24 protein-coding genes and 1 pseudogene are annotated in these 25,403 nt (G+C 67.6%); 6 read left to right on the forward strand and 19 right to left on the reverse strand.

Features of this window, described 5'->3' with window-relative positions:
• Positions 1–42 precede the first annotated feature (42 nt).
• Both VGV37_RS05615 and VGV37_RS05620 read right to left on the reverse strand, forming a co-directional pair.
• Complete coding sequence (locus VGV37_RS05615; RefSeq protein WP_326878645.1) at positions 43–714, reverse strand: RraA family protein; 672 nt, start codon at positions 712–714, stop codon at positions 43–45.
• Between the two features lies 1 nt (position 715).
• Positions 716–1,960 (reverse strand): PLP-dependent aminotransferase family protein, encoded by a 1,245-nt coding sequence (locus tag VGV37_RS05620; protein ID WP_326878646.1) that lies wholly within the window; start codon positions 1,958–1,960, stop codon positions 716–718.
• Between the two features lie 99 nt (positions 1,961–2,059).
• On the opposite strand from VGV37_RS05620, the gene VGV37_RS05625 reads away from it, so the two are divergent.
• The gene (locus VGV37_RS05625) at positions 2,060–2,554 is read left to right on the forward strand and encodes an Lrp/AsnC family transcriptional regulator (protein WP_326878647.1); all 495 of its coding nucleotides are present in this window, start codon (positions 2,060–2,062) and stop codon (positions 2,552–2,554) included.
• Here VGV37_RS05625 and VGV37_RS05630 read toward each other — a convergent pair.
• The 3 genes from VGV37_RS05630 to VGV37_RS05640 all read right to left on the reverse strand — a co-directional run bounded on the left by VGV37_RS05630 (position 2,547) and on the right by VGV37_RS05640 (position 4,360).
• The gene (locus VGV37_RS05630; protein WP_326878648.1) at positions 2,547–3,143 is read right to left on the reverse strand and encodes a GNAT family N-acetyltransferase; all 597 of its coding nucleotides are present in this window, start codon (positions 3,141–3,143) and stop codon (positions 2,547–2,549) included. The two genes, VGV37_RS05625 and VGV37_RS05630, sit on opposite strands and share 8 nt — an antisense overlap.
• A 72-nt stretch (positions 3,144–3,215) precedes the next feature.
• On the reverse strand, positions 3,216–3,617 hold the full coding sequence (locus VGV37_RS05635) for a GcrA family cell cycle regulator (RefSeq protein WP_326878649.1): 402 nt from the start codon (positions 3,615–3,617) through the stop codon (positions 3,216–3,218).
• A gap of 86 nt (positions 3,618–3,703) precedes the next feature.
• The gene (locus VGV37_RS05640) at positions 3,704–4,360 is read right to left on the reverse strand and encodes an extensin family protein (protein ID WP_326878650.1); all 657 of its coding nucleotides are present in this window, start codon (positions 4,358–4,360) and stop codon (positions 3,704–3,706) included.
• A gap of 131 nt (positions 4,361–4,491) precedes the next feature.
• Between VGV37_RS05640 and VGV37_RS05645 the strand changes: the two genes are divergently transcribed.
• Positions 4,492–5,487, forward strand: a complete 996-nt coding sequence (locus VGV37_RS05645; protein ID WP_326878651.1) for an NAD-dependent epimerase/dehydratase family protein — start codon at positions 4,492–4,494, stop codon at positions 5,485–5,487.
• Between the two features lie 120 nt (positions 5,488–5,607).
• A complete protein-coding gene (locus VGV37_RS05650; RefSeq protein ID WP_326878652.1) occupies positions 5,608–6,708 on the forward strand; it encodes a DegT/DnrJ/EryC1/StrS family aminotransferase in 1,101 nt (366 codons plus the stop codon).
• Here VGV37_RS05650 and VGV37_RS05655 read toward each other — a convergent pair.
• From VGV37_RS05655 to VGV37_RS05675, 5 genes are all read right to left on the reverse strand, one after another.
• Entirely contained in the window at positions 6,705–7,940 is a 1,236-nt protein-coding gene (locus tag VGV37_RS05655; protein ID WP_326878653.1) for an MFS transporter, read from the reverse strand. The genes VGV37_RS05650 and VGV37_RS05655 overlap by 4 nt on opposite strands.
• 159 nt (positions 7,941–8,099) lie before the next feature.
• Complete coding sequence (locus VGV37_RS05660) at positions 8,100–8,435, reverse strand: DMT family transporter (protein WP_326878654.1); 336 nt, start codon at positions 8,433–8,435, stop codon at positions 8,100–8,102.
• Positions 8,435–9,439 (reverse strand): glycosyltransferase family 2 protein, encoded by a 1,005-nt coding sequence (locus VGV37_RS05665; RefSeq protein ID WP_326878655.1) that lies wholly within the window; start codon positions 9,437–9,439, stop codon positions 8,435–8,437. The genes VGV37_RS05660 and VGV37_RS05665 overlap by 1 nt, the downstream gene beginning before the upstream one ends.
• Positions 9,432–10,172, reverse strand: coding sequence for a class I SAM-dependent methyltransferase (locus VGV37_RS05670; protein WP_326878656.1), 741 nt, complete (start codon positions 10,170–10,172; stop codon positions 9,432–9,434). The genes VGV37_RS05665 and VGV37_RS05670 overlap by 8 nt, the downstream gene beginning before the upstream one ends.
• 94 nt (positions 10,173–10,266) lie before the next feature.
• On the reverse strand, positions 10,267–11,946 hold the full coding sequence (locus tag VGV37_RS05675) for a glycosyltransferase family 39 protein (protein WP_326878657.1): 1,680 nt from the start codon (positions 11,944–11,946) through the stop codon (positions 10,267–10,269).
• Positions 11,947–12,340: 394 nt separating this feature from the next.
• Here VGV37_RS05675 and VGV37_RS05680 point away from each other — a divergent pair, with 394 nt between their 5' ends.
• Genes VGV37_RS05680 through VGV37_RS05690 form a run of 3 tightly spaced genes read left to right on the forward strand, consistent with a single transcriptional unit; the run spans position 12,341 to position 15,517 of the window.
• The gene (locus VGV37_RS05680; protein WP_326878658.1) at positions 12,341–13,516 is read left to right on the forward strand and encodes a M24 family metallopeptidase; all 1,176 of its coding nucleotides are present in this window, start codon (positions 12,341–12,343) and stop codon (positions 13,514–13,516) included.
• Between the two features lie 8 nt (positions 13,517–13,524).
• Positions 13,525–14,703, forward strand: coding sequence for an amidohydrolase (locus VGV37_RS05685; RefSeq protein ID WP_326878659.1), 1,179 nt, complete (start codon positions 13,525–13,527; stop codon positions 14,701–14,703).
• A gap of 46 nt (positions 14,704–14,749) precedes the next feature.
• Complete coding sequence (locus tag VGV37_RS05690) at positions 14,750–15,517, forward strand: GNAT family N-acetyltransferase (protein ID WP_326878660.1); 768 nt, start codon at positions 14,750–14,752, stop codon at positions 15,515–15,517.
• A 32-nt stretch (positions 15,518–15,549) separates the two neighbouring features.
• On the opposite strand, the gene VGV37_RS05695 is transcribed toward VGV37_RS05690, so the two are convergent.
• From VGV37_RS05695 to VGV37_RS05730, 9 genes and pseudogenes are all read right to left on the reverse strand, one after another.
• On the reverse strand, positions 15,550–16,041 hold the full coding sequence (locus VGV37_RS05695) for a DUF4167 domain-containing protein (protein WP_326878661.1): 492 nt from the start codon (positions 16,039–16,041) through the stop codon (positions 15,550–15,552).
• 197 nt (positions 16,042–16,238) lie between these two features.
• Entirely contained in the window at positions 16,239–17,096 is an 858-nt protein-coding gene (prmC, locus tag VGV37_RS05700; RefSeq protein WP_326878662.1) for a peptide chain release factor N(5)-glutamine methyltransferase, read from the reverse strand.
• Complete coding sequence (prfA, locus tag VGV37_RS05705) at positions 17,093–18,169, reverse strand: peptide chain release factor 1 (RefSeq protein WP_326878663.1); 1,077 nt, start codon at positions 18,167–18,169, stop codon at positions 17,093–17,095. The genes prmC and prfA overlap by 4 nt, the downstream gene beginning before the upstream one ends.
• A gap of 5 nt (positions 18,170–18,174) precedes the next feature.
• The gene (hisS, locus tag VGV37_RS05710) at positions 18,175–19,419 is read right to left on the reverse strand and encodes a histidine--tRNA ligase (protein ID WP_326878664.1); all 1,245 of its coding nucleotides are present in this window, start codon (positions 19,417–19,419) and stop codon (positions 18,175–18,177) included.
• 91 nt (positions 19,420–19,510) lie between these two features.
• Positions 19,511–20,632 (reverse strand): flavodoxin-dependent (E)-4-hydroxy-3-methylbut-2-enyl-diphosphate synthase, encoded by a 1,122-nt coding sequence (ispG, locus tag VGV37_RS05715; RefSeq protein WP_326878665.1) that lies wholly within the window; start codon positions 20,630–20,632, stop codon positions 19,511–19,513.
• Between the two features lie 124 nt (positions 20,633–20,756).
• Entirely contained in the window at positions 20,757–21,488 is a 732-nt protein-coding gene (locus VGV37_RS30315; protein WP_414637930.1) for a DUF4115 domain-containing protein, read from the reverse strand.
• A 159-nt stretch (positions 21,489–21,647) separates the two neighbouring features.
• Positions 21,648–21,917 (reverse strand): annotated as a pseudogene (locus VGV37_RS30320) (helix-turn-helix domain-containing protein); the annotation flags it as partial.
• A gap of 116 nt (positions 21,918–22,033) precedes the next feature.
• A complete protein-coding gene (gene ptsP, locus VGV37_RS05725; protein ID WP_326878667.1) occupies positions 22,034–24,304 on the reverse strand; it encodes a phosphoenolpyruvate--protein phosphotransferase in 2,271 nt (756 codons plus the stop codon).
• Positions 24,304–25,395 (reverse strand): nitronate monooxygenase, encoded by a 1,092-nt coding sequence (locus VGV37_RS05730; RefSeq protein ID WP_326878668.1) that lies wholly within the window; start codon positions 25,393–25,395, stop codon positions 24,304–24,306. Before VGV37_RS05730 ends, ptsP begins: the two co-directional genes overlap by 1 nt.
• Between the last annotated feature and the right edge of the window lie 8 nt (positions 25,396–25,403).

Genomic DNA, 25,403 nt, shown 5'->3' on the forward strand with positions numbered 1-25,403 from the left:
ATGCTGCGGCCCATCGGTCGGCTCAGCCGTTCGCCGCCTGGCTCAGCCCCGCTTCGCTGCTGCCAATCCGAGGATGTCTGCGATCGAGCGCCCATCGGCGAGGCTGGCGATCCACTCGGCCTCGCGGGCCAGTTTCGCCTGGGCGTCGCCAAGGCGGGTGCGCACCGATGTCGGGGATAGAGCGACCAAGCCGTCGTCGTCGCCGATGACCAGGTCGCCGGGCGTCACCAACTGGCCGCCGATCACGACCGGCAGGTTGATCGAGCCCCGCTCGGCTGAGGCCGGCCCGCGCGGTGTCACGGATCGGCTGAAGACCGAGAAGTCGGGCCAGCCCGCCAGCGCCGCGACATCCCGCACGGCGCCGTCGCAGACCACGCCGACGCAGCCGCGGCTCCTCAGTTGGCCGCCGAGGATCTCGCCGATCATTGCGAACTGGGCGTGGCCGGCGGCCGCGATCATCAGCACGTCGCCGGGGCCGGCGATTTCGAGCGCGTGGACGACGGCACCGAAATCCGGCGGCTCGCACAGCGCCGTGACCGCCCGGCCGAACAGGAGCGGCTGCCGGCCGGGCGGATTGAGCGGACGGATCGCCGGGTCGATCTGGCCGATGTCGCGCGCCAGGTCGACTGCGACGGCGACGGGCACCGAACGCCACGGTTCGATCTCGTCCGCGGTCAGGTCGCCGGTGGGAACGGAATGGATCGTGACGGGCATCTCAACGTCTCCTTGCCTGCAGGGTCATGAGCGCCGTCGCCAGGCGACGGACGCCTTCCGTGAGCGTGTCAGGGTCGTTCAGGGTGAAGTTTATCCGGATCGCCCGGCGGTTCAGGCCCGACGCGTCGAACACGCTGCTGGGAGCAACGCATACTCCGGCCGCCATGGCGTGTGGAAGCAGAAGATCCGTATCCAGCGACGGATCGTGCGCCACGGCCCAGACGAACATGCCGCCGAGCGGCACCTCCCAATCGAACCAGTCGGCGAGGTGGTCGGTCATGGCGGCGCACAGGGCGTCGCGGCGACGGCGATAGGTGTCGAGGATCGTCGGCCGGATCCGCTCGACCAGGCCGGCCGCCATCGCATCCAGCGCGATCCGTTGCGTGATGCCGCTGGTGCAGATGTCCGAGCCCTGCTTGGCCATCGCCAGGGCCTCGATCATCCCGGGCGCCGCGATGACCCAGCCGATGCGCAGCCCCGGGGCGATCTCCTTCGAACAGGTGCCCATGTAGACGACCGGTCCGTCGTAAGGCCGATCCGGGCGCGCCTCGGCCGAAAGCCCGATCATGCGCGGCAGCGGTGCGCCCTCGTATTGAAGAGCACCATAGGGGTCGTCCTCGACGAGCCAGGTTCCGGTGCGATGGGCCGCGTCGACCAGCGCCTGCCGGGCTTCCAACCCGACCATCCTGCCGGTTGGGTTGGAGAAGTTCGGAACCGTGTAGGCGAACTGGGCGCCGGTGAGGGCAACCACCGGATCGAAGCCGGGCGCGTCGATCACCATGTTGCGGAACACGGGCCCCCGGGGGCGCCAGGCGTCGAGCGCGCCCAGATAGGTCGGGAATTGCCCGGCGATCAGGCCACCGTCCTCGATCAGCACCTTGCCCAGCAGATCCAGGCCCTGCATCCCGCCCGCGGTGACCAGGACGTTGGCCCGCGTCAGCGGCAGCCGTGGCGACGCGAACCGTTGGGCCAGCGCGTCCCGCAATTCGGGCAACCCCTCGACCGGCCCATAGCCCAGCACGTCCGCCGGGTGGATCTCGATCGCCCGGCGCGCGATCTCGGCGATTTCGGTCGCGGGATAGGTCTGCGGTGCCGGCAGCCCGCCGGCCATGTTGATGAGCCCCGGAATGCCGCCGGCCGCGAGGAAGGTCCGGGTGATGTCGTTGGTCATGCCCAGCCAACTGGCGAAGGCCGGCCGGTGCGCGGCGAGGCCCGGTCCGTCGACCAGCGTCATGGTCATGGTCATGGGTGTCAGCTCCCAGAGTGGCGATTTCCTGAAAGCTATCACTCGCGCCGCAGGTGAATCCGTGCAAGTTTCGACAAGGAATGGCAAGGATGGAGCGAGATGCGCCAAAATGATTTAAGCGATGAGGGAAATCCGCCAAAATTGCGGCTGGACGCCATCGACCGTCGTATTCTGGGGGCGCTCCTCGATGACGGGCGCATGTCGACCCTCGATGTCGCCGAGAAGGTCGGGCTGTCCCCGACGCCATGCAGCCGTCGGATCAGGCAGTTGGAGGCGGCGGGCGTCATCGAGGGCTATGCCGCCCGGATCAATCCCGCCGCATTGGGGCTGAGCCTCTGCGTGATGGTTTCCGTACGGCTCGCGCGGCAGGGCCCGGACGGCCACCAGCAATTCCTGGACGCGATCGCGGACCGGCCCGAGATCACGGAATGCCTGCTCGTCACCGGCGCTACAGATTATCTGCTGCGCGTCTGGGTCCGGGACATCGATGCGCTGCGGGACTTCATCACCAACGCGTTGCAGGGCATTCCGGCGGTGGCGGAAACCTCGACCATGCTGGTGCTGAGCCAGACCGTCAAATGGGCAGTCAGATGATCGGGATCTGCGGCGCCGCCGTTCGCGGCAGGTGGCCCAGCAGGCGCGGGTCGTCGGCGATCTCGATCTGCCGGCGATAGGGGCGGAAACCCGAGCGGATATAGAAGCTCAGGGCGGCCGGATGGTCATGGGTGCAGGTATGGACCCAGAACCGCTTGATCGGCCGTTCCCAGGCCCGCTCGATCGCCCGGTTCATCAACCAGCGGCCGCCGCCGGTGCCGATCAATTCGTCGGCGACGCCGAAGAAGGCGAGTTCCACCTCGCCGGACAGGCGGAAATCGAGCATCAGCAGACCCAGATCCTCGCCGTCCCGCGTCAGCGAATATAGCTCCATCGCCGGGTCATGCAACTCGTCGGCGAGCTTCTGGTCGCTCATGCGCAGGCGCGAGAACCACAGGTAGTTCTCGCCCACGTGGCGGAACAGCGCCCGGAACCAGTCGAGATCGGCTTGCGGGACCCGGCGCAGCGCGAAGCCGGCTTCCTCGGGTGGATCGGGACGCAGTGCCGGGCGCTGGGTCATCTCCAGCGAGGTGACCACCGCGGCGATCTTGCCCGCGGGCACGTCGGCATAACCATCGGACAGGATCATGGCAGGGTGTCGCCTCGAACGGAAAACGGCGCCGCCAGCGAGGGCGGCGCCGTTGCAATGTGCGCTGTGGCGTCAAGCGGCGTTGGAGCCGTGGCCCTTCGGGCGAACGTAGGCGAGCGCCGCATGTTCCTGGCAATAAGGCTTGCCCGACTTCGCGCGCGCATCGCAGAAGTGGAAGCCCTTTTCGCCCGGATGGCCGATTGGCCACGAACAACTAGGCCCGGTCATCTCGACCACCTTGGCCTGCGGCTTCACCCGCGGCTTGCCGGTCAACTTGACCGGCGACGGCCGCGGCGTCAGTGACAGGCGATGCGCCTTGCCGACCACCGAATTCTTGGTCACGCCCAGCCGACGACCGATCTCGGCCGTCGAGAAGCCCTCGCTCCAAAGCCTGGAAAGGTTATCGATCCGATCCTGCGTCCAGATGTTTTCCATCGAGTCCCCACCACTGGATAAGGTAGTCACTACCGCCATCCCCTACGAGATATAGTAGCAGATCGGCGCCGAGACGCAAACCCTTCCGTCGTGGAAGCGCTATTTTTCACTAGATCTGGTGAGTCTCAGCCGACGCTGCACAGGCGATCCGGACCGATATCCAGATGCAGGTGGTCGTGGTGCTCGCTGTTGGTCGCGGGTGTCAGCACGACCGAGAAATAGCGGCAGGCACCCAACGCTACGGCATGCAGGAACCTGCCGCGCGGACCGTCGTCGGTCCAGTCTTTTTCGACATCGATGCGTGTGCCGTCGGCCAGCGTCCAGCCGGCGAGGTCGATCGCCCGGCCCAGGGCGTGCTGGCTCGGCCGATGGCCGGAACCGGCCGCCGCCCTGCAGGAAAAGGCCCCCAGGTTGCGTTCGGCGGTCACCGGTTTCCCCAGAATTCCGATGGCATTCGGCTCGACCACCTCGCTCTCGAATCGCATCAGCACGTCGCCCAATTGGCACGCCATCGTCGCCGGTTGGTTCCAGCGAATCGACAAGCCATAGGCGCGAATCGGCGTGTCGATCTGGCAGCTCTCGGAGACCGCGGGCTGACGAGGCACCTGGTAGCTGATGCCATGCCGATTGAGGTCTTGGAGGCAGGCCGGGCCTGACGCGACTCGGGGCAGCAGGGGCGGCGGCCGCACCGGTGTCGCAGCACAGGCGGCGAGCGATGCCGCGAGGACGAGGATGCCGGCCCGCCCGAGTCGCCGCCTGCCGTCGATCAAGATCTTGTGCATGGCGCTCCCGGCCGGTCCGTGGCGGTCGATTGGTGGCGGTCGATTGGTCTGGGCAAAGCGACCGGTGCGCTCTAGTCTCGCCGACCTCGGATCCATCGACCAGTAGAGCCATGTCATCCCCAGACCCCGCCGTGAAGTCCCCGGTCGCCGCCTTCGGCGGCGCCAAGGTTCTGGTCGCCGGCGGCCTGGGCTTCATCGGCTCCACCCTGGCGATCCGGCTGATCGAACTCGGCGCCGAGGTAACCGTCGTCGACAGCCTCGACCCGGACTACGGCGGAAATTTCGCGAACATTGCGGGTTACGAGACGCGACTCGGCGTGGTCGTGGCCGACCTGCGCGATCGCGAGCGCCTGCCGGAGCTGGTCCAGGGCTGCCACTATGTCTTCAACATGGCGGCCCAGACCGGCCACGTCGATTCGATGCGCCGGCCGGTGAACGACCTGGAGATCAATGCCGCCGCCCCGCTGATGCTGCTGGAGGCGGTGCGCGCCGATTGCCCCGAGGCCGTTGTGGTCTATGGCTCGACCCGGCAGATCTACGGCCGGCCGGATTATCTGCCGGTCGACGAACGCCATCCGCTGCGGCCGGTCGACGTGAATGGCGTCAGCAAACAGGCGGGCGAGGGCTTCCACACGCTCTATCACCAGGTCTACGGCCTGAAGACGGCGATCCTGCGCCTGACCAACACCTATGGCCCGCGCATGCGCATCCGCGACGCGCGCCAGACCTTCGTCGGCATCTGGCTGCGCCGGGTGCTGGAGGGCGACCGGTTCGAGGTCTGGGGCGGCACGCAGCAGCGTGATCTCGCCTATGTCGACGACGTGGTCGAGGCGGCCCTTCTGGCGGCGGCGACGCCAGCGGCCCATGGCGGCGTCTTCAACATCGGCGGCTCGCCGCCCTTGAGCCTGCTCGATCTCGCCCAGGCCACGATCGCGGCCAACGGCGGTGCCGGCGGCTTCGACCTCAAGGAGTTCCCGGCCGAGCGCAAAAGCATCGACATCGGCGACTATTGGGCCGACGACGGGCTGTTCCGCCGCACCGTCGGCTGGGCGCCTCAGGTCGATCTCGCGACCGGGCTCCGGCACTCGGTCGAGTATTACCGGGCCAACCTCGCACGGTATTTGTGAGGAATGACGGCCGTCGTTGGTCCGTTTTATCACTCTCGTCGTCATGGCCGGGCTTGACCCGGCCATGACGAAAATCTCAAAGAGCCGCGCTTTTCGTGGCGGCAGCGAAGGCCTTCGACGATGATCCCCCAGACCGACCCCAAGGCCGCCTATCTGGAACAGCAGGCGGAGATCGATGCCGCGATCCAGCGGCAACTGGCGAGCGGCTGGTACATCCTCGGCAAGGAAGTCGCGGGATTCGAGGGCGAATTCGCGGCCTATCTCGGGCTCGCCCATGGCGTCGGCGTCGCGAACGGCACGGATGCGCTGGTGCTGGCATTGAAAGGCCTGGGCATGGGCCCGGGCAGCATGGTTGCGACCGTCGCCCATACCGCCGTCGCGACCGTGGTCGCGGTCGAGCAGGCGGGGGCCACGCCGGTGCTGATCGACATCGACCCGCTGACCTACACCATGGATCCGGTGGCGTTGCAGGCGGCCTTCGAAGCCTATCCCGCTATCGAGGCGGTCATCCCGGTCCATCTCTATGGGCAGCCGGCCGACCTGCCGGCGATCCAGGCGATCGCGCATCGCCAGGGGGCGAAGCTGATCGAGGATTGCGCCCAGGCCCATGGCGCCAAGCTCGACGGCCGTATGCTCGGCACCTGGGGCGACGTCGCGTGCTTCAGCCTCTATCCGACCAAGAACCTGGGTGCGCTCGGCGACGGCGGTATCATCGCGACCGGGGATGCGGCGCTCGCGGCGGAACTGAAGGCGCTGCGCCAATATGGCTGGCGCGAGCATTACGTCAGCGACATCGTCGGCATGAACAGCCGGCTCGACGAACTGCAGGCAGCGATCCTGCGGGTCAAGCTGACGGCGCTCGATCGCGGGAACGCGCGCCGCCGCGCCGTCGCCGCGTCGTACGACGCGGGGCTCGCCGGCCTCGGTCTGGGGTTGCCGCTGGTACGGGCCGGGGCCCAGCACGTCTATCACCAATATGCCATCCGCACGCCCGACCGCGACGGGCTGAAATTCCGCCTGCGCGAGCGCGGGGTCGCCACGAACATCCATTACCCGGTGCCGGTCCACCGCCAGGCGGCCTATCTGGATCGGCTGACGATCGGGCCGGCCGGCCTCGCCGAGACCGAGCATGCGGCGGCCGAGGTGTTGAGCCTGCCGATGTATCCGCAACTGGGCGACGAGGCCGTGGCCCAGGTGATCGCGGCGGTACGCGCGGGCTAAAGCGCGTTCGCGGCCGCTCCGCCGAAACGGCGCCAAGTGAAGAAGCCGATGCCGGCGAAGCCGCTCAGCATCGCGGCGAGGCCCGCGCTCATGATGGTCGGCGCCAGGCCGAACAGGTCGAACAGGGTCGGCGCCACCAGGTAGGCCGCGAGCATGCCGGCGAAGGTCACGCACATCCGCACGCGATAGATCTGGGCCAGGCGGTGCGGCGGAAAGCAGGTCTGCAGCAGGTGCAGTATGGCGAGGTCGCCCAAGGGGCCGTTGATCGCCGCGCAGCCGGCGACAACCATCAGCCAAACCTGGCCGTGTCCCATCGGCAGCAGCAGGATGCCGAGCCCGAACACGATCTTGGACGCGATCAGCCGCACCGCCGGCCGGCCCGGGCCGATGCTGGCCAGCAGCAGGTTGGCAGCCACGTTGCCGATGCCATAGGCCATCATCATCAGGCCATAGGCGGTCAACGGATCGGCGCTGGTCTGGCGCAGGTACAAGACCATGCCCAGCAGATAGCCGATCGCCCACGTACCGTTGGCGACCAGGCTGGCCAGCAGGCCATAGATCACGACGGGGTGGCCGCGCAGCGCGCGGAAGCCGCCGATCACGCTGTCGACGATCGCCGCGGCACCCGTCGCGGTGCGATGCGGCGGCTCGACCGGCAGTCGCCGGGTGACCGCGCGAACGGCCAGCGCCGACAGCAGGAAGGTCGCTGCCGTCACGGTGAAGAACTGGCCGGTCGGCAGGATGCCGTTCACGATCGCGATCAGGCTCGGCCCGGCGATGCGCGCCATGCGCTTGGTCGCGTCGAACAACCCGTTGGTCGCGTGGCGCAGCACCGGATCGGGCGCCAACGCCGGCAGGGTCGCCTGTAGCGACGGATCGAAGCTGGCGGTGATCAGCGAGACCGTGCCGGCGATTGCGACCAGCAGCGGCAGGCTCATGGCATGAAACAGGCCGGCGATTGAAAGCACCAGCACCAGGGCCGCGCGCATCAGGTCGGCCGTGATCATGGTCGTGCCGTGGCGCCAGCGGTCGGTCACGATGCCGCCGAACAGGCTGCCGGCCAGCAGCCCGCCGGCCTGCAACGCCGACAGATAGCCCGCATCATTGCCGACCAGGTCGGTCGCGGCCCACACGACCGCGACCACGTAGAATTCCGCTCCGGTGGAAGCCAGCACTTGGCCGGTCCACAGAAACGCGATCGGTCGGCGGGCGAGCGGCGTCAGGACGAACATGAGGGGCTCTGGTGCCGTGGCAGGGAGTGGCCCAACATGCCTGGGGCTCACCGGTCCCGCTATCCGCAGAACCCGGTAGGAGGGGTTGCGAATTTGGAAAGGGGTCGGCCTTAATCTGCCGTCATCCGCGCCTGCGCGGAGACGACGATCAGCGTGAGCCTACGCCCGGAACATCACGAAGATGCCGCTCGAGATCAGTGCGATGCCGGCCCAATGCTGCCAGGTCAGTGGTTCACGCCACAGGAAGTGCGCCAGCACGGCCAGCAGGCCGTAGCTGATCGAGACGCTGGGATAGGCCAGCGAGACCGGGATCTTCTTGATGGCGACGATATAGGTCAGCGCCGACAGGAAATAGATGCCGAAGCCGGCGATCGTCCAAGGCGACAGGAACTGTGCCAGGCCCTCGCCCGAGGTTTCGGCACCAGCCTTCAGCACGAGCTGACCGGCGACGCCCAGCAGGATCGCCATGCCGAGCCACAGGTAGGGCGACACCATCAGGCGCGCTTTGCCAGTTGGCGGGCTGGTGCCGCCGCGGTGTCCGAGCGCCAGGCGTCGCGCACGATGAATTGCGGCTTGCGGTTGGCGGTCAGGAACATGCGGCCCAGATACTCGCCGACGATGCCCAGGATCATCAATTGCACGCCCGACAGCAGCAGCACGGCCGCCATGATCGAGCCCCAACCGCGCGGCGTCGCCTGCATCACCACCGCTTCGATCGTGACGAAGATCGCGGCCACGCCGCCCAGCACGCTCAGGCCCATGCCGGTCAGGGTCGAGATGCGCAGCGGCATGACCGAGAAATTCACGAACATGTTCATCCACAGCCGGACCAGCTTGCGGATCGTGTAGTTGCTGCGGCCCATCGCGCGCGGCAGGTGCAGCACCTCGACCCGCTCGATGCGCTGGGTGACCTGCAGGATCAGCCCGTCGATATAGGCAAACGGTCCGTCATAGGCCAGGATCTGGCTGACCAGGAACCGGCTCATGCAGCGGAAGCTCGACAGGTAGAGCCCTTTGGGCTTGTCCAGCAGCAGGTCGGCCACCCGGTTGGTGAAGCGGCTGCCCCAATTGCGCCAGGCCGCATGTTCCTTGCTCTGGTACCAGGTGTAGACCACGTCGGCGCCGGTCGCCTGGGCGTGGCCCAGCAGCTTCAGCACCTCCGACGGCGGGTTCTGCAGATCGTCGTCCATGGTGATGACATGGCGACCCCGGGCCTGGTGCAGGCCGGCCATGACTGCATTGTGCTCGCCGAAGTTCCGCGCCAGGTCGACCACGACCAGCGGCACCTTCGCGGTCGCGATCAAGCCGCGGCACACCGCCAGGCTGTCGTCCGGGCTGCCGTCGACCACCAGCACGACCTCGAGCCCGCCCGGTACGTCAAGCCCTTCCAGCGCCGTCACCAGGCTGCCGACCGAGCCTGCGCCATTATAGACCGGCACGACGATGCTGAGGGCGGGATCGCCTCCGCTACGGATCGTCTCGTTCACGTCCTCAGTCATGCTTGATCGCCACCGCCAGCACCGAGCCGCCAAACGGCAGCGCGAGCCCGCATCGCAAGAGGAAATTCTCGATCCGCATCGCGGACCGGAACAGGAATTCGATCGGCGCCGGGAACGGCATCACGTCGCTGGCCGCCCCTTCCGTCTTCATCAGCTTACGGCGCAGCACCATCAGCGGGAAGAGCAGGCTGTTCCAGTAGCTGGTGCGCACTTCGGCGAAACCGGCGTCGCGCAGCAGCGCCTCCAGCCGGGTCCGGGTATAACGGCGCGCAGTATGGACCGCCCGGTCGTGGGCCGAGAACATCCAGTCGTAGGCCGGCAGGTTGAGCACGAGCACGCCGCCCGGCTGCAGGCAGCGGTGGAGGTCGACCAGCGCCCGGTCCTGGTCGACCGAGCGGTGGCACAGCACGTCGGCGCTGAAGATGGCGCCCAGGCTCGCGGGCGCGAACGGCAATTGGTTGATCGAGGCGACGCAGACCGGCACCTGCGCGCGCGCCGCGGTCAGGTCCGCCGCGACCGGCTCGAAATCCATGCCGACGCGCTGCAGGCCGGGCAGGGCGCGGCCGAGCTTGGCCAGGAAACCACCGGTGCCGCAGCCGGCGTCGAGCACGATCGACCCGGCGCGCACCCTGCCGCTGCGCCGGAACGCGGTCAGCAGGTTGGCGTGGATGCCGTGAAACCACCACATCCGTTCTTCGACGGCGTGCATCTTCTCGTATTCGATGCGGTCCATGGGTGAGCGCGAAGGCCTATCTGACTGCCGTCATTTCCGCGCTATTGCGCGCAAGGAGCTGGATTCCCGCCTGCGCGGGGATGACGGGAGGAACTCATTCCGACGCGCCGTTGCCGTCCTGGGCCGCTTCCGGCGCATGCTCGGCGGCCTGCACCATCTCGCGCCGGTCGAGCACGATCGACAGCAGCGCGCCCATGCGTTCGACCCGGAACACCTCCTTGCCGGGCAGCGCGTTGTTGCAATTGTCCTTGGTGAAGGCGATGAAGAAATCCGCCTTCTCCCGATCGTCGGTGAACACGAAATTGTCCGGGAAGAAATAGTCGGCCGAGATCGGCGGGCCGCAGACTGCGACCGTGAAGTCGTGGTCCTCGAATTCGGCGCCATATTCCGTTTCGAGATAGTTGGTCAGGCCCTTGACCGCCTCGGCGTAGGAGTTGCCCCAGTAATCGGTCTTGAACAGGGTTTGGGCGCCATCCACGCCGCCGACCAGGCCATTGTAATAGACGTATTGGTCGGGATGCAGCTCGATCATGATCGCCAGATGGGCGATGCCGTAGAGCGACACCAGGCCGACCAGCAGCGGGCGCCAGCGGAAGGTTTTCAGCCGGTCGATCACATGGTCGGCGACGAGTGCTGCCGCGACCGCGAACGGCGGCAGCACGAAGATGAAGTGGCGCATGCCGTCGAACAGCACCGCCTTGATGGCGACCGCATAGGCGATCGGGAACAGGGCGGCGATGGCGATCACGCCATATTGCAGGCTGCGCGTGCGATCGGGACCGCCGCGCCGGCGTGCCTGCTCGACGAATGCGGCCGGGATCGCCGCCAGGGTCAGCGCCAGGGTCAGTTCCGGCATCGCCAGCACGACATGGGTCGGCAGGTATTCCCAGGGCAGGTCGGTCGCCGGAAAATACTTGCCGGCAAACAAGGTCGTGAACGGGAAGGTGACGTGGGAGAAATAATCGAGCGCCGTCAGCGGATGCTCGATCGGGGCCTGCTGGGCCCAGGGCCAGAACACCAGCATGACCGCGTAGGAGATCGCCAGCATCGGCACCAGCACGCGCCCGCTCGCCTGGACCAGCTCGCGCAGCACCAGGGCGGCGTCGCGGGTCTCGACGGCGCGCCAGGCGCAATAGAGCAGGCCGGTCAGGCCGGCATAGCCGAAGAACAGCAGCCCGCCGACGCGCACGCCCAGGGACAGGCCGATGACCACGCCCAGCTTGACGACGATGCTCCAGCCGGGGCGCGGCAGGGCCGGCACGATGCGGGCCATATAATAGACCGACCAGATGCCGGCGACCGCGAAGGGGATGTCCTTCGGATTGTTGAACATCTGGCCGTAATAGTTCGGGATCGTCAGCAGCAGCACGGCCGAGAAGAAGCCGGCGCGCGGCCCGGCCATGAAGCGGCCCAGCTTCCAGGCGCCGACCACGCCCAGCACGCCGACCAGGCCGTTCAACAGGTGCCGCGTCTCGTAGGTGCCGAACGGCGAGACCTTGTTGATGAAGGCCGCCGTCATGTCGAACGCGGCACCGTAATTATAGAGATTGAGCCAATGGAGCGACCGGTTGTCCTTGAACCAGGACAGGTAGTAATCCATCACGAAAACGCCATACCAATTATGGACGTCCTCGTCCCAGGTGATGCCGTAGTCGTGGAACGTGCCGATCACCAGGCCGATCGCACCCAGGATCAGCACAAGCGTGGCCAGATCCCAGCTCGGGGCGAAACGGCGCCGGCGCGCGGCGACACGGGAAAAATCGATGGCCGTCATCGCGTCACGCCGTAGGATTCGGCGATGGGACAGACCAAGGTGCGTCGAATTCGGTCACTTGAGGCTTGCTCCGCTTTACCTGCGTCTTCCCGTCGTCCGGCCATCGGTGACGTCGTTCGATCGGATGCATAACGCCCGAGGGCGATGACTTATTTCCTAACGATTCGCCCCGATCGGCTTATAGCATGAGGAATAGAGGGAATCGGCAATGAATCCAGCATGTCGCGCCTGCACGTTGCCGTGAAGGGGGGCCAGACGATTTGGCCGAACCGGCCGGGGAAAACAGCGGCTTCCTCTCGAAAGTGCTGGGATAAATGCCGTTTCTCCTCGTGAGACCGTCCAGCCTCGGACGGCCGCTCGACGGCCTGGACAAACAGCCCAAGGATCGGTCCCCATGGTTCCGCTGCCTTTCCCGCCCTCGGAATATGCCAACCGCCTGGAACAGATCCGCCGCGAGATGTCGACGCGCGGGCTCGACCTGCTGGTCGTCAACGATGTCGCCAACCAGCATTACGTCACCGGCTACGACGGCTGGTCGTTCTACACGCCGCAGGTGGTGATCGTTCCGCTCGACGGCGAGCCGGTCTGGATCGGCCGGGCGATGGATGCGGTGGGCGGACGGCTGACCGCCTGGATGCGGCCCGACAACATCGTGGGCTTCCCGGAAGACCATGTGCAGCAGGCGGACCGCCATCCGATGGATTGGATCGGCCGCTGGATCGCCGACAAGGGGTGGGGCCGCGGCCGGATCGGGATCGAGCTCGAGGCCTATTACTATTCGCCGAAGGCCCATGCCCGCCTGACGGCCGCCCTGCCCGACGCGCGGTTTGTCGATGCGGACCTGCTGGTGAACTGGATCCGGGCGGTGAAATCCCCGGCCGAAATCGCCTATCTGCGCCAGGGCGCCCGGCTCGCCGAAGCCGCCGTCCGGACCGCCTACGAGGTCATCGCGCCGGGCGTGCGCGAGTGCGACGCCATCGCCGCGATCCAGACCGCGCAATATGCCGGCCATCCGGATTTCGCCGGCGACATCACAGCCCTGCCGCCGACCATCCTCGCCGGCGAGAACGCATCGGCGCCGCACCTGATGTGGAGCGATCGCAAGTTCGGACAAAACGACACGGTTGCGCTCGAACTGGCCGGCGCCTGCCGCCGCTACACGGCCGGTCTCGCCCGGACTCTGCAACTGGGACCGAAGCCGCGGAAGGTCGCCGACGTGGAATTGGCGGTGATCGAAGGCATGGATGCCGTGCTGGATGCCATGAGGCCCGGGATCCTCGCCCATGACGTCGAGGCGGCCTGGCGCCGCGCGATCGCGCGCCATGGGCTGAAGAAGGAATCGCGGATCGGCTATTCGATCGGCGTCGCCTATCCCCCGGACTGGGGCGAGCACACCATCAGCCTGCGCCAGGGCGACCGGACCGTGCTGGCGCCCGGCCATGTGCTGCATGCCATCCTGGGCATGTGGATGGACGGCTGGGGCATCGAGATCAGCGAGACCATCCTCGTGACCCCCGCCGGCTGCGAAACGCTGACGACTTTTCCGCGCGAAATCTTCGTCAAATCCTGAGGGCCGCGATGATGGATGGCTTCGAGTTCGATCCGTTCCTGCTGGACGAGATCGTCGCGGCGCGGCGGCATCTCCATGCCCACCCGGAGCTGTCGAACCAAGAGACGGCGACCCAGGCTTTCATCGCTGCGTGGCTGGGCGCCCGTGGGCTGGAGGGCGTCCGGCCGGTCGCCGGCACCGGGATCGCGGTCGACATCGTCGGTCAGGCGGGTGCATCCAACCGCAAGCTGGCAATGCGCGCGGACATCGATGCGTTGCCGATTCTGGAGGCGAGCGGCCTGCCGTTCAGTTCGACGCGGCCGGGCGTGATGCATGCCTGCGGGCACGATGCCCATACCGCGATGGCGCTCGGCGCCGCTGTGACGCTGCATCGTTCCCGCGACCAGTTCAGCGGGACCGTGCGGATCATCTTCCAGCCGGGAGAGGAGGCCGAGCCGCTGGGCGGGCGGCGCGTGGTAGAGGAGGGCCTGCTGGACGATGTCGATGGGGCGATCGGCATCCATGTCGATCCTTATCTGGAGACCGGCAGGATCGCCGTGGCCGCGGGGCCCTACACCCTGGCGTCCGACATCTTCGACCTGGTCGTCCACGGCCGATCGGCCCATGCCGCCAAGCCGTCGGAGGGGGTGGATGCCATTGCCATCGCCGCCGCGATCGTGGCCGAACTGCAGAAGCTGGTCTCCCGCGAGACCGATGCCTTCGATCCGCTGATCGTCTCCGTCACGGGCATCCAGGGTGGCGGCAGCTACAATGTGCTGGCCGACCAGGTGATGCTGAAAGGCACGATCCGCTCGGGGCGGGAAGCAACGCGGATGCGGGCGCACCGGCGCGTGGCCGAACTTGCCCAGGGGATAGCGGCGAGCCATGGCGGGACGGCCGAGGTCGCGATCACGCGCGGCGAGCCTCCGGTGGTCAATGACCCGGAAATGGTCCAGCTGTTGAGCGAGGTTGGCGAAACCCTGCTCGGGCCGGGCGGCGTGCTTCCGTTGCCGGGCTGGACCGCCGCCGACGATTTCGGCTTCTACAGCGAAAAGCGGCCTTCGGTATATTTCCGGCTGGGCATCCGCAGCGAGCCGGTCGGCAGTGTGCATCCGCTGCACCATCCGGAATTCCGTGTCGACGAGGCCGCCCTGGTTCTGGGCGCATCGGTCTTGACGCAGGCGGCGAAACGCTTTCTCAGTCGGTGACTTCGGCGCCGCGTGTGGCGGCGCCCTTGTCCGGAGTCCCTTGCCGATGAACGATCGCCTGCTGATCCGCACCATCGAGGAAGCCGCGTTCGGCGCTTGGCCATCGCTGGCGCAGCTGCTCGACGACGGCTGGGTACTGCGCTTCGCCGACGGGCATACCAAGCGCGCGAACTCGGTCAACCCGACCTATCCCAGCTATGGCGATGTCGATGTCAAGATCGCGCGGGCAGAGGGCTGGTTCCGCGACCGGGGACTTCCGGCGATCTTCCGGGTGACGCCGCTCGCCGAGCCGACGGATCTCGACGCCCGCCTGGCGGCGCGCGGTTACGAGTCGTTCGAGACCAGCCGGGCTCTGCATAATCCGGCGCTGCGGGCGGTGGTGCCGACCGATCTGCCGGCGAGCATGACGTTGCGGATCGATCCCCGGCCGGACCAGGGCTGGCTCGATGCCTATCTGGCGCTGACGCCGCTCGACGCAGGGAAAACGTTGGCTCTGCGCCGTATGCTCGATCTCATCGTGCCGACGGCGCGCTTCGGCTGGCTGCACGAAGCGGGACGGCCGTTGGCGGCGGCTTTCGTCGTGGTACAGGGCGGGCTGATGGGAACCTACGACGTGGTCACGGCGCCCGAGGCGCGGCGGCGCGGGCTGATGCGCGCGCTGCTGGGGCAGCTCAACAACGCCGCCATCGAGGCGGGCGCGGTTTCGGCCGCGATCTTCGTGGTCGCGACCAACGAGCCGGCCGGCGCCCTCTACGAAGGGCTCGGCTACCGGGAACTCTATCGATACCATTATCGGATGGTGCCGGCCCGGTGAAGGGCCGGGACGCCATCCGGTAAGGATTTCGGCTATTCGGCCGGTTGGGCTTCCGGCTCGGTCTCGTGCTGCTCGTGACCCCGGCCATGGTCGCCATGGCCGTTGTCGCCACCCTGGTGCTGCTGATGCGGCTGCTGGGTGTGCTGCACGCTCGCCTCGGCCGATTCGGGCTGGTCGCCCTCGGCGGTGTCGGCCGGAGTCGTCGGACGGAAATGCTGCGGGCCTTCGCCGTTCGCATTCATGACCCGGAAGTAATGCTCCGCGTGCTGGTACAGGTTCTCGGCCGCGATTCGGTCGCCCGAGGACGCCGCCTCGCGGGCGAGGGCCACATACCGTTCGAACACCTGATAGGCGTTGCCGCGGATCTTGAGGCCTGGACCGTTGCTGTCGAAGGTCTGGGAGCGATGGGGTGTACGGGGCCGTCCGCCGCCGTTGCCGCCTCCACCACCGCCGCCGCCACCATTGAGGTTACCGGGATTGTTGTTACTGCGGCCGCGCGACCGTTTGTTGGGACCTGATCTCATGGCACCTGGATACGGCTAGTGGCAAAAATCTCTTGAGCGGGTGACGGGCTCGCCGGAACGTGCTGCGCTAAGGGGCACAGCGGGTTCATCGAAGCGGGTTGGGCTGGGGCAGTCCTGGCGCCGTCAGCCCGGAAGTGTGCCCGTCGAGTTCGACCCTAGACGGTGCGGGGGCGCATTCCAACCATTATTTTCGTGTATCACGTCGGTTTGACGAGCACGATGGCGCGTGCGATTCCGCCGAGATCGCGGCGCTGCTCGTGGAGCGCCAGGCCGGCGGTCGTCCCCAGATGTGCCACCGCGTCCGCCTGGCCCTGGCCGACCTCGAACACGACGGTGCCGCCCGGCCGGAGCAAGCGCGCCGTCTCCGGTATCAGGATACGGTAAGGATCCAGCCCATCGATCCCGCCGGCCAGCGCGGTCAGCGGATCATGCGCGCGCACCTCGGGTTCCAGGCCAGGGATGTCGTCGATCGGAATATAGGGCGGGTTGGCGACGATCAGGTCGACCGAACCGGCCAAGGCTGCGGCCCAGTCGCCGACCACGAACCGCGCCCGGTCGCCCAGGCCCAGGCGGCGGGCATTATCGGCGGCCACGCGTGCGGCAGCCTCCGACCGGTCGATCCCGATGCCCCATGCGTGCGGCCGTTCGCTCAGCAGCGCCAGCAGCAGACAACCCGTTCCGGTACCGAAATCGATGAGGAAAATCGAGGCACCCTTATCCGGAATCCGGTCCAGCGCCGCCTCGACGATGGTCTCGCTGTCGGGGCGTGGGTCGAGGGTCGCCGGCGTGACGGTGAAATCGAGCGACCAGAATTCGCGGGTGCCGAGGATACGGGATACCGGTTCGCGGGCGACGCGCCGGTCGATCAGGTTTTGAAACCCTGCTGCCGCCGCGGGTTCGATCGGCTGCTCCGGATAGGCCATGATCCGGGTCGCGGTGAGGCCGGTCGCGGCACCCAGCAGCAGGCGTGCCTCGCGCGCCGGTGCCTCGATGCCGGTGGCCTGAAGCCGGGAAGCCGCCGCCTGCAGCAGGGCGGCGATCGCGATCCCGGTCACTCGATGTCAGCGAGCTTCGCCGCCTGGTCCTCGGCGATCAGGGCTTCGATGATCTCGTCGAGCGCCTCGCCGGCCATGACCTTCTCGATCTTGTAGAGCGTCAGGTTGATACGGTGATCGGTCACGCGGCCTTGCGGGAAATTATAAGTCCGGATGCGTTCGGACCGGTCACCGGTGCCGACCTGGCTCTTGCGGTCGGCGGCGCGGGCGTCGTCGAGCGCCTGACGCTCCCGGTCGTACAGCCGCGCGCGCAGCACCTTCAGGGCCTTGGCCTTGTTCTTGTGCTGGGATTTCTCGTCCTGCTGGATGACCACCAGACCGGTCGGCAGATGGGTCAGGCGGACCGCGCTGTCGGTCGTGTTGACCGACTGGCCGCCTGGGCCGCTCGACCGGTAGACGTCGATGCGCAGGTCCTTGTCCTCGATCTGGATGTCGACCTCCTCGGCCTCGGGCAGCACCGCCACGGTCGCGGCCGAGGTATGGATGCGGCCTTGCGTCTCGGTCGCCGGCACGCGCTGCACGCGATGGACGCCCGACTCGAACTTCAGTCGCGCGAACACGCTGCGGCCGGAAATCTCGGCGGTCGCTTCCTTGAAGCCACCCGCAGCGCCTTCCGAGATGTTCATGGATTCGAAGCGCCAGCCATGCTGGTCGGCGTAGCGCTGGTACATGCGGAACAGGTCGGCCGCGAACAGGGCGGCTTCCTCGCCGCCGGTGCCGGCGCGCACTTCCAGGATGGCGTTCTTGTCGTCGGCCGCGTCCTTGGGCAGCAGCATGACCTGAACCTGGCGCTCCAGCACCGGGATGCGGTCCTTGAGCGCCAGGAATTCCTCCTCCGCCATCGCCTTCAACTCCGCATCGGAATTGTCGGTGATCATCTGGGCGAGGTTCGAGATTTCGTCGCGTGCGGCATTCAGCTCGCCGATCGCGCCGACGATCGGCTCCAGGTCGCTGAACTCCTTGGAGAATTTGGCGATGTCGCCAGACTCGATATTGCCCGCGAGCAGGTCGCGCAGCTCGTCGTAGCGAACGGTCAGGCGGTGGAGCTTGTGGTCGAGCGAGGAACGGTCCATGGCGATCAGACCAGGCCCTTCAGCCGCTCGACCAGCCCATCCAGCGATACTTCTTCCTGGCTACCCGCGTCCAGGTCGCGGAACGTGACGGCGCCACGCGCCAGCTCGTCCTCGCCCAGCACCAGCGCCACGCGCGCCTCGATCTTGTTGGCGCGCTTCATGCGTTTGCCGGCATTGCCGCCATAGCCCAGGTCGACGACATGGCCGGCACCGCGCAGGCGCTGGGTCAGCTTCAACGCTTCCAGCTCCGCCGCCTCGCCGATCGGAATGACCGCGATCGGCCGGGCCGGTCCCTTCGGTTCCGCGATCAGCATGGCCAGGCGTTCGATGCCGCCGGCCCAGCCGACGGCCGGAATTTCCGGGCCGCCCATCATGCCCATCAGGCCGTCGTAGCGGCCGCCGCCCAGCACGGTGCCCTGGGCACCCAGCTGGGTCGTGATGAATTCGAACGCGGTGTGGCAATAATAATCGAGGCCGCGCACCAGACGCGGGTTCAGCTCGTAGGCGATGCCCAGCGCATCGAGCCCGCGCTTGACCTGCTCGAAGAATGCCTTGGCATCCTCGCTCAGGTAGTCGCCGAAGCCGGGCGCGCCGGCCACGAGCAGCTTGTCGCCGTCGTCCTTGCTGTCGAGGATGCGAAGCGGGTTTCGGCCGAGCCGGTCGCGGCTTTCGTCCGACAGCTTATCCAGATGGGCCGAGAAATATTCGACCAGTGCCGCGCGATAGGCGGTGCGGCTCGGCGTGTCGCCCAGTGTGTTCAGCTCGAGCCGGCAGGACGTGAGCACGCCGAGCTCGCCCAGGATTTCGGCCCCCATGGCGATGATCTCGATGTCGGCCTGCGGCTGGGCCGGGCCGATCAACTCGGCATCGATCTGGTGGAACTGGCGATAGCGGCCCTTCTGCGGACGCTCGTAGCGGAACATCGGCCCGGCGCCGAAGAACTTGAGCGGCGTCGACTGGGTCAGGCCGTTCGACAGCACGGCGCGCGCGATGCCGGCGGTGTATTCCGGCCGGAGCGTGATCTCCTCCCCGCCGCGATCCTTGAACGTGTACATCTCCTTGGAGACGACGTCGGTCGTCTCGCCGATCGGGCGGGAGAAGACTTCGGTGAATTCGAAGATCGGCGTGGCGATCTCGCCGAAGCCGTAGCGCTCGGACACGGCCCGCGCGGTCTCGATCACGGCGCGGTGGCGGCGGGCCTCGGCAGGCAGCAGGTCCTGGGTGCCGCGCACCGCCTGAAGCTGGGCCATGGGATCATTCCTTCGAACAAACGACGCTGAAAATAGAGAAGGGGCCGGACGTGACGGCGTCCGGCCCCTGTTCGTGAACCGGGTGGAAGCGCTATTCCGCTGCTTCCGCCGCCGCCTTCGCCGCCTCGAGCTGGGCCGCCTTCTGCTCGACCAGATGGACCAGGTGGTCGACGATGTCCTTGTCCTTCAGGCGATGGTCCGGCTGACCCGCGATATAGATCTGGTGGGTGTTGTTGCCGCCGCCGGTCAGCCCGATGTCGGTCTCGCGCGCCTCGCCCGGACCATTCACGACGCAGCCGATCACCGACACGGTCATCGGCGTGGTGATGTGCGACAGGCGCTCTTCCAGCACTTCCACGGTCTTGATGACCTGGAAATTCTGACGCGCGCAGGACGGGCACGAGATGACCGTGACGCCGCGGCGACGCAGGCCCAGCGACTTCAGGATGTCGTAGCCGACCTTGACCTCTTCGACCGGCTCGGCCGACAGCGAGACGCGGACCGTGTCGCCGATGCCGGCCCACAGCAGCGAGCCCAGCCCGATCGACGACTTGATCGTGCCCATGCGCAGGCCGCCGGCTTCGGTGATGCCCAGATGCAGCGGATAGTCGCAGGCATCCGCCAGTGCGTTATAAGCGGCGACCGCCAGGAACACGTCGGATGCCTTGCACGAGATCTTGAACTCGAAGAAGTCGTTGTCTTCGAGGATCCGGATGTGGTTGAGCGCGGACTCGACCATGGCCTCCGGGCAGGGTTCGCCGTATTTCTCCAGCAATTCCCGTTCGAGCGAGCCGGCATTGACGCCGATGCGCATGGAACAGCCATGGTCTTTGGCCGCCTGGACCACTTCCCTGACGCGGCTCGCCGACCCGATGTTGCCCGGGTTGATGCGCAGGCACGCGGCGCCGGCCTTGGCGGCCTCGATCGCGCGCTTATAGTGGAAATGGATGTCGGCCACGATCGGCACGGGCGAGCCCTTGACGATCGCACCGAGAGCTGCGGTCGAGTCCTCGTCGGGGCAGGATACGCGCACGATGTCGCAGCCGGCGTCGGCGGCAGCCCGGATCTGGGCCAGCGTGCCTTCGACGTCGGACGTCAGCGTGTTGGTCATGGTCTGCACGGAGATCGGGGCGTCGCCGCCGACCAGTACGTTGCCGACCCGGATCTGACGGCTCTTGCGTCGGATGATGTCCCGATACGGACGGACGCTCATGAGCGTAACTACCTCGAAGTGACCGGATGCAGTCCCTGATATAGCGCGTTTGCCGTTGTTGCAAAAGCCCGGCGGCCCGATCAGGCCGCCGGTGCATTGCTGCCGCGCGCTTAAGCGATGGGCATCATTCGGGTGTCGCGGCCGCCGGACCCGCTGCCGGCGGGGCGCGGACGACTGGTTTCGCCGGCGCCGGCCCGGGCGAAACCTCCTCGCCCAGATCGCCCGAAATCAGCCGCTGCGGGTCGAGCGGGATGCGTTTCTTGACCATCCCGGCGGGGCCGAGCGCCGGCAATTCCTTGCCGTCGACGATGAAAGCGAGGCCGCCGGCATTGCCGGTGCGCATGATCAGGCCCGGTTTGTCGGGCGCGTAGTACGTATCGCCCGGGCGCAGCGTCCGGGTCAGGATCGCTTCCTTGCCGTCATAGACCTGGACCCAGGCAAAGCCCGTGGCCTTCACCAGGATGCGGCCGGGGCTCGCGACCGAACCGTAGGTCTTGGGCGCCTTGGGATCGGCGCCGGCCGCGCTTTCGGGCGGCACGGCGGGCAGCACGCCGTCGGTATTGGGTGGGGCGGTCGCAGGTCTGGCCGGCGGTGCCGCGGCGGTGAGTTGCGGCGCACCGATCGACGGCGGCGAGGCGGGGCTCACGGCAGGCGAGCTTGTGGTCGCGGGCGCGAACGGAGCGGTCGGCGCCGCCGGAGCGGGACTGGTGACGGTACTCGCGGTCGCCGGCGCATCGCTCGCCGGTTTCGCCGCAGTCTGGTCGGCTGAAGGTGCTGTTGCCTGCGGCGTCGGATCGAGCAGGCGCGCCGGCACCGGCTCGACCGCGGGTGGCGCCGGATGCTCGCCCGACGACATGTAGTACCAGGTGCCGTAGGCCAGCGCGATCAACAGGGCGGCGATCAGGAAGAAGCCGCTGCCTGGAATGCCGCGGTCGGTCAGCGGGACCGGAAAGCTGAGTTCCGGTCGGGCGGCCAGCGTCTTCTTCTCGGTCTTGAAGCGGTTGACGACCTCGTTGCCATCCAGCCCCAGATACTCGGCGTAGGCGCGCAGGAACCCCATGGCATAGGCGACGCCCGGCAGGCCTTCGACCGTATTGCGCTCCAGCGCTTCCAGATATTCAGCCCGAATGCGCAGCGCCGACGCCACGTCGCGCAGATCCCAGCCCAGTCCTTCACGTGTCGAACGCAGCAGATATCCGACGCTGCCCGGATGCGGTGCCGATGGATCGACCTCGAACGGTTGCTCGTCTTCACCGTCGCGGGCTTTACGCTGAAACATCGACATACGCTACAATCCGTCGAATGCAAGAGACCGGCACAACCGAGGGATGGATTTCCCTGACCTGATCCGTGTTTTAGCAGTTCCCACGGCGAGCGCCCAGCGCCGGATGTGACGCATTTTCAGATTGAGACGCCGTGGTCCCGGGCAAACTCGCGCAACTTCTCGCGCAGGCTGTGGTTGGTGTGGCGCGTGGCGTCCGCCAGGTATCGGCGCAAGGGTCCGACGTCCAAGGTGCGGATCATGGCCTTGACCGGTCCGATGGCCGACGGCGACATGGACAGGTTGCGAAAGCCGAGGCCGATCAGCGCCATCGCTTCGAGCGGGCTGCCGGCCATCTCGCCGCACAGGGACAGGCTGACGCCGCAGCCATCGGCGACACGCACGATTTCACCCAGGCAGGTGAGGGCGGCCGGTGCCAGCACGTCGTAGCGCTCGGCCAGGCGCGCATTGCCGCGGTCCTTGGCGAACAGGAACTGCATCAGGTCGTTCGAGCCGACCGAGATGAAGTCGACCTCGCGGCACAGGGCGTCGAGCTGCCAGATCAGCGCCGGCACTTCCAGCATGGCGCCGACCTTGAGGCTCGACGGCAGCGGCAGGCCGCGCTCGCCGACCCGTTGCACCTCCATGTCGAGAATTCGGCGGGCGGCGACGAATTCGGCGACCTCGGCCACCATCGGGAACATGATCGACAGCGGCCGCCCGTTTGCCGCCAGCAACAGTGCACGCAGCTGCTGGCGCAGCATCCCCGGATGGTCGAGCGAGATGCGGATCGCACGCCAGCCCATCGCCGGGTTTTCCTCGACCGTCTCCGGGAGGTAGGGCAGCACCTTGTCGCCGCCGATGTCGAGCGTGCGGAACACGACCGGCCGGTCCTGGGCCTGGTCGAGGACGCGGACATAGAGCTCGGTCTGGTCGGCGACATTGGGGAAATCCTGCCGCGTCATGAACGGCAGCTCGGTCCGATAGAGCCCGATGCCGTCGGCGCGCGTCGCCTCCAGCTCCGGCAGGTCGATCAGCAGGCCGGCATTCATGAACAGGCCGATCGCGACCCCGTCGAGCGTCACCGCCGGCAGTTCGCGCAGCGCCTGGTATGCCGCCTTGCGCGATCGGCGTTCGGCCAGGCGGTTCTCGACCGCCGCCTGCACGTCCTCGCTCGGCCGCACCAGCACCTGGGCATTGTCGCCGTCGACCACCACCTGGTCGCCGGCGTCGATCTGCCCGATGGCGCCCTTGACGCGCCCGACCACGGGAATGTCGAGTGCCCGCGCCACGACGGCGACATGGGCGGTCGGCGAGCCTTCCTCCAGCACCAGCGCGCGCAGGCGCTTGCGGTCGTAGTCCATCAGTTCGGCCGGACCCATGCTGCGCGCGACCAGCACCACGTCCTCGGCTTCGGTTTCGACCGCCGCGGTCGTGGCGCCGCCCGACAGGTGATGCTGCAGCCGGTTCGCCAGATCCTCGAGGTCGGTCAGCCGCTCGCGGATGTAGGGATCGCTGATCTGCTTCATGCGGGCGCGCGTGTCGTCGCGCACCTTCTGGACCGCCGCTTCGGCGGTCAGGCCGCTCTGCACCGCCTCGCGGATGCGGCCCAGCCAGCCGCGATCCTCGGCGAACATGCGGTAGGTCTCGAGGATGTCGCGATGCTCGCCGCCATGGGCCAGCTCGCTCGATGACAGCATGCGGTCGATCGAGCGCTGCATCTCGCCGATCGCATGATCGAGCCGCAGGCTCTCGGCCTCCGGGTCTTCCGCAACCAGCTGCCGGATGACGATCGCCGGCTGATGCAGCACGGCCGTTCCGATGGCGAGGCCGGGATTGAGCCGGACGCCGTCCAGGCGATGGGGCAGGGTGGCAATGCCGTCGGTCGCATGCTGCTCCTCGACATCGACCAGCGCGCCGGCCGCGACCAGCTCGGCCAGCACCATGGCGACGGTCTGCAGCGCCTCGATCTCTTCGTCGGTATAGTGCCGCTGCGAGCGATTCTGCACGACCAGCACGCCCGAGACCCGGCCGGAGCGCAGGATCGGCACGCCCATCAGCGAATGATAGACCTCTTCACCGGTTTCCGGACGGTAGGCGAAGGCCGGATGGGCCTGAGCGTCGCTCAAGGCCAGAGGCCGGGCGGTGGCGGCGATCACGCCGACCAGGCCCTCGCCGACGCGCAGCCGGGTACGATGGACCGATTCCGGAAAAAGGCCCTCTGTCGCACACAGTTCCAGGATGTCGCCGGCGCGCATGATGTAGGCCGAACAGACCTCGGCCTCCATGTCGGCGGCGATCAGCTGGACGATGTTATCGAGCCGTTCCTGCGCCGTGCCGGTGCCGGCCATGACATCGCGCAGCCTGCCGAGCAGGCGTCGGGCGCCGGTGACGCCGACGCGCCCCTCCATCAGGAGCCCGCCTCGCCCCACTGCACCGGCCGGCCGGCGAGACCGCGCGCGGTCATGGCCGCCAGCGCCTGGTCGACCAGCTCGGTCAGGATTTCGGCGGTCGGCTGCTCGCGCGTCACCATGCCGACGCTCTGGCCGGCCATGACCGAGCCATGCTCGACGTCGCCCTCGATCACTGCGCGGCGCAGCGCGCCGGCCCAGAAATGCTCGATCTCGAGCTGGGCGTCCTTCTGGGCGATTTCGCCGCGATTGAACCGGTCGATGATGTCGCGCTGGACCTCGACGAAACGCCGCGAACCCTCGTTGGCCAGCGCGCGCACCGGAATGACCGGGAAGCGCGGGTCGAGCTGGACCGAGGGCACAGCATCGCGCGCGGCGGCCCGGATGAAGGCCTGCTTGAAGCGCGCATGCGCGATCGATTCCGTGGCGCAGACGAAGCGGGTGCCGAGCTGGACGCCGGCCGCCCCCATCTCCAGGCAGGCGAGGATCGCCTCGCCGCGACCGATGCCGCCGGCGATGAAGATTGGAACATCGGCGATGTGCGGCAGGATTTCCTGGGTCAGGACCGAGGTCGCGACCGGGCCGATATGGCCGCCCGCCTCCATGCCCTCGATCACCAGCGCGTCGACGCCCATGCGCACCAGCTTCTTGGCCAGCACCAGGGCCGGCGCGAAGCAGATGACCTTGGCGCCCGCCGCCTTGATCTGCTGGATCGCCGTCGCCGGCGGCAGGCCGCCGGCCAGCACGACATGGCCGATCCGATGGGCGGCGCAGACCTGGATCAACTCGGCCAGCTGGGGATGCATGGTGATGAGGTTGACGCCGAACGGCTTCGCGGTCAGGCCCTTGGTGCCCAGGATCTCGGCCGCCAGCTGGTCCGGGTTCATCGAGCCGGAGGCAAGCACGCCGAAGCCGCCGCCGTTCGAGATGGCGGCGACCAGATGCCGCTCGCTGACCCAGGTCATGGCACCGCCCATCACGGCGAGCTCCGTGCCGAGGAACGCGCGGCCGCGCCGCCACAGCCGATCGAGCCCCGCACGTGCCGGTGCGGCGTCCGGAACCGGGGAAGCGGGGGCGATCGCGGAACTCATGCGGTCTG

The sequence above is a fragment of the Aliidongia sp. genome (genome assembly GCF_035943795.1).
GTDB lineage: Bacteria > Pseudomonadota > Alphaproteobacteria > ATCC43930 > CGMCC-115725 > Aliidongia.

Bases quoted from the DNA above. Each gene is read 5' to 3' on its own strand.
- VGV37_RS05615 (WP_326878645.1), bottom strand. From the start codon at position 714: ATGCCCGTCACGATCCATTCCGTTCCCACCGGCGACCTGACCGCGGAC.
- VGV37_RS05620 (WP_326878646.1), bottom strand. From the start codon at position 1,960: ATGACCATGACCATGACGCTGGTCGACGGACCGGGCCTCGCCGCGCAC.
- VGV37_RS05625 (WP_326878647.1), top strand. From the start codon at position 2,060: ATGCGCCAAAATGATTTAAGCGATGAGGGAAATCCGCCAAAATTGCGG.
- VGV37_RS05630 (WP_326878648.1), bottom strand. From the start codon at position 3,143: ATGATCCTGTCCGATGGTTATGCCGACGTGCCCGCGGGCAAGATCGCC.
- VGV37_RS05635 (WP_326878649.1), bottom strand. From the start codon at position 3,617: ATGGCGGTAGTGACTACCTTATCCAGTGGTGGGGACTCGATGGAAAAC.
- VGV37_RS05640 (WP_326878650.1), bottom strand. From the start codon at position 4,360: ATGCACAAGATCTTGATCGACGGCAGGCGGCGACTCGGGCGGGCCGGC.
- VGV37_RS05650 (WP_326878652.1), top strand. From the start codon at position 5,608: ATGATCCCCCAGACCGACCCCAAGGCCGCCTATCTGGAACAGCAGGCG.
- VGV37_RS05655 (WP_326878653.1), bottom strand. From the start codon at position 7,940: ATGTTCGTCCTGACGCCGCTCGCCCGCCGACCGATCGCGTTTCTGTGG.
- VGV37_RS05660 (WP_326878654.1), bottom strand. From the start codon at position 8,435: ATGGTGTCGCCCTACCTGTGGCTCGGCATGGCGATCCTGCTGGGCGTC.
- VGV37_RS05665 (WP_326878655.1), bottom strand. From the start codon at position 9,439: ATGACTGAGGACGTGAACGAGACGATCCGTAGCGGAGGCGATCCCGCC.
- VGV37_RS05670 (WP_326878656.1), bottom strand. From the start codon at position 10,172: ATGGACCGCATCGAATACGAGAAGATGCACGCCGTCGAAGAACGGATG.
- VGV37_RS05675 (WP_326878657.1), bottom strand. From the start codon at position 11,946: ATGACGGCCATCGATTTTTCCCGTGTCGCCGCGCGCCGGCGCCGTTTC.
- VGV37_RS05680 (WP_326878658.1), top strand. From the start codon at position 12,341: ATGGTTCCGCTGCCTTTCCCGCCCTCGGAATATGCCAACCGCCTGGAA.
- VGV37_RS05685 (WP_326878659.1), top strand. From the start codon at position 13,525: ATGATGGATGGCTTCGAGTTCGATCCGTTCCTGCTGGACGAGATCGTC.
- VGV37_RS05690 (WP_326878660.1), top strand. From the start codon at position 14,750: ATGAACGATCGCCTGCTGATCCGCACCATCGAGGAAGCCGCGTTCGGC.
- VGV37_RS05695 (WP_326878661.1), bottom strand. From the start codon at position 16,041: ATGAGATCAGGTCCCAACAAACGGTCGCGCGGCCGCAGTAACAACAAT.
- prfA (WP_326878663.1), bottom strand. From the start codon at position 18,169: ATGGACCGTTCCTCGCTCGACCACAAGCTCCACCGCCTGACCGTTCGC.
- hisS (WP_326878664.1), bottom strand. From the start codon at position 19,419: ATGGCCCAGCTTCAGGCGGTGCGCGGCACCCAGGACCTGCTGCCTGCC.
- ispG (WP_326878665.1), bottom strand. From the start codon at position 20,632: ATGAGCGTCCGTCCGTATCGGGACATCATCCGACGCAAGAGCCGTCAG.
- VGV37_RS30315 (WP_414637930.1), bottom strand. From the start codon at position 21,488: ATGTCGTCGGGCGAGCATCCGGCGCCACCCGCGGTCGAGCCGGTGCCG.
- ptsP (WP_326878667.1), bottom strand. From the start codon at position 24,304: ATGGAGGGGCGCGTCGGCGTCACCGGCGCCCGACGCCTGCTCGGCAGG.
- VGV37_RS05730 (WP_326878668.1), bottom strand. From the start codon at position 25,395: ATGAGTTCCGCGATCGCCCCCGCTTCCCCGGTTCCGGACGCCGCACCG.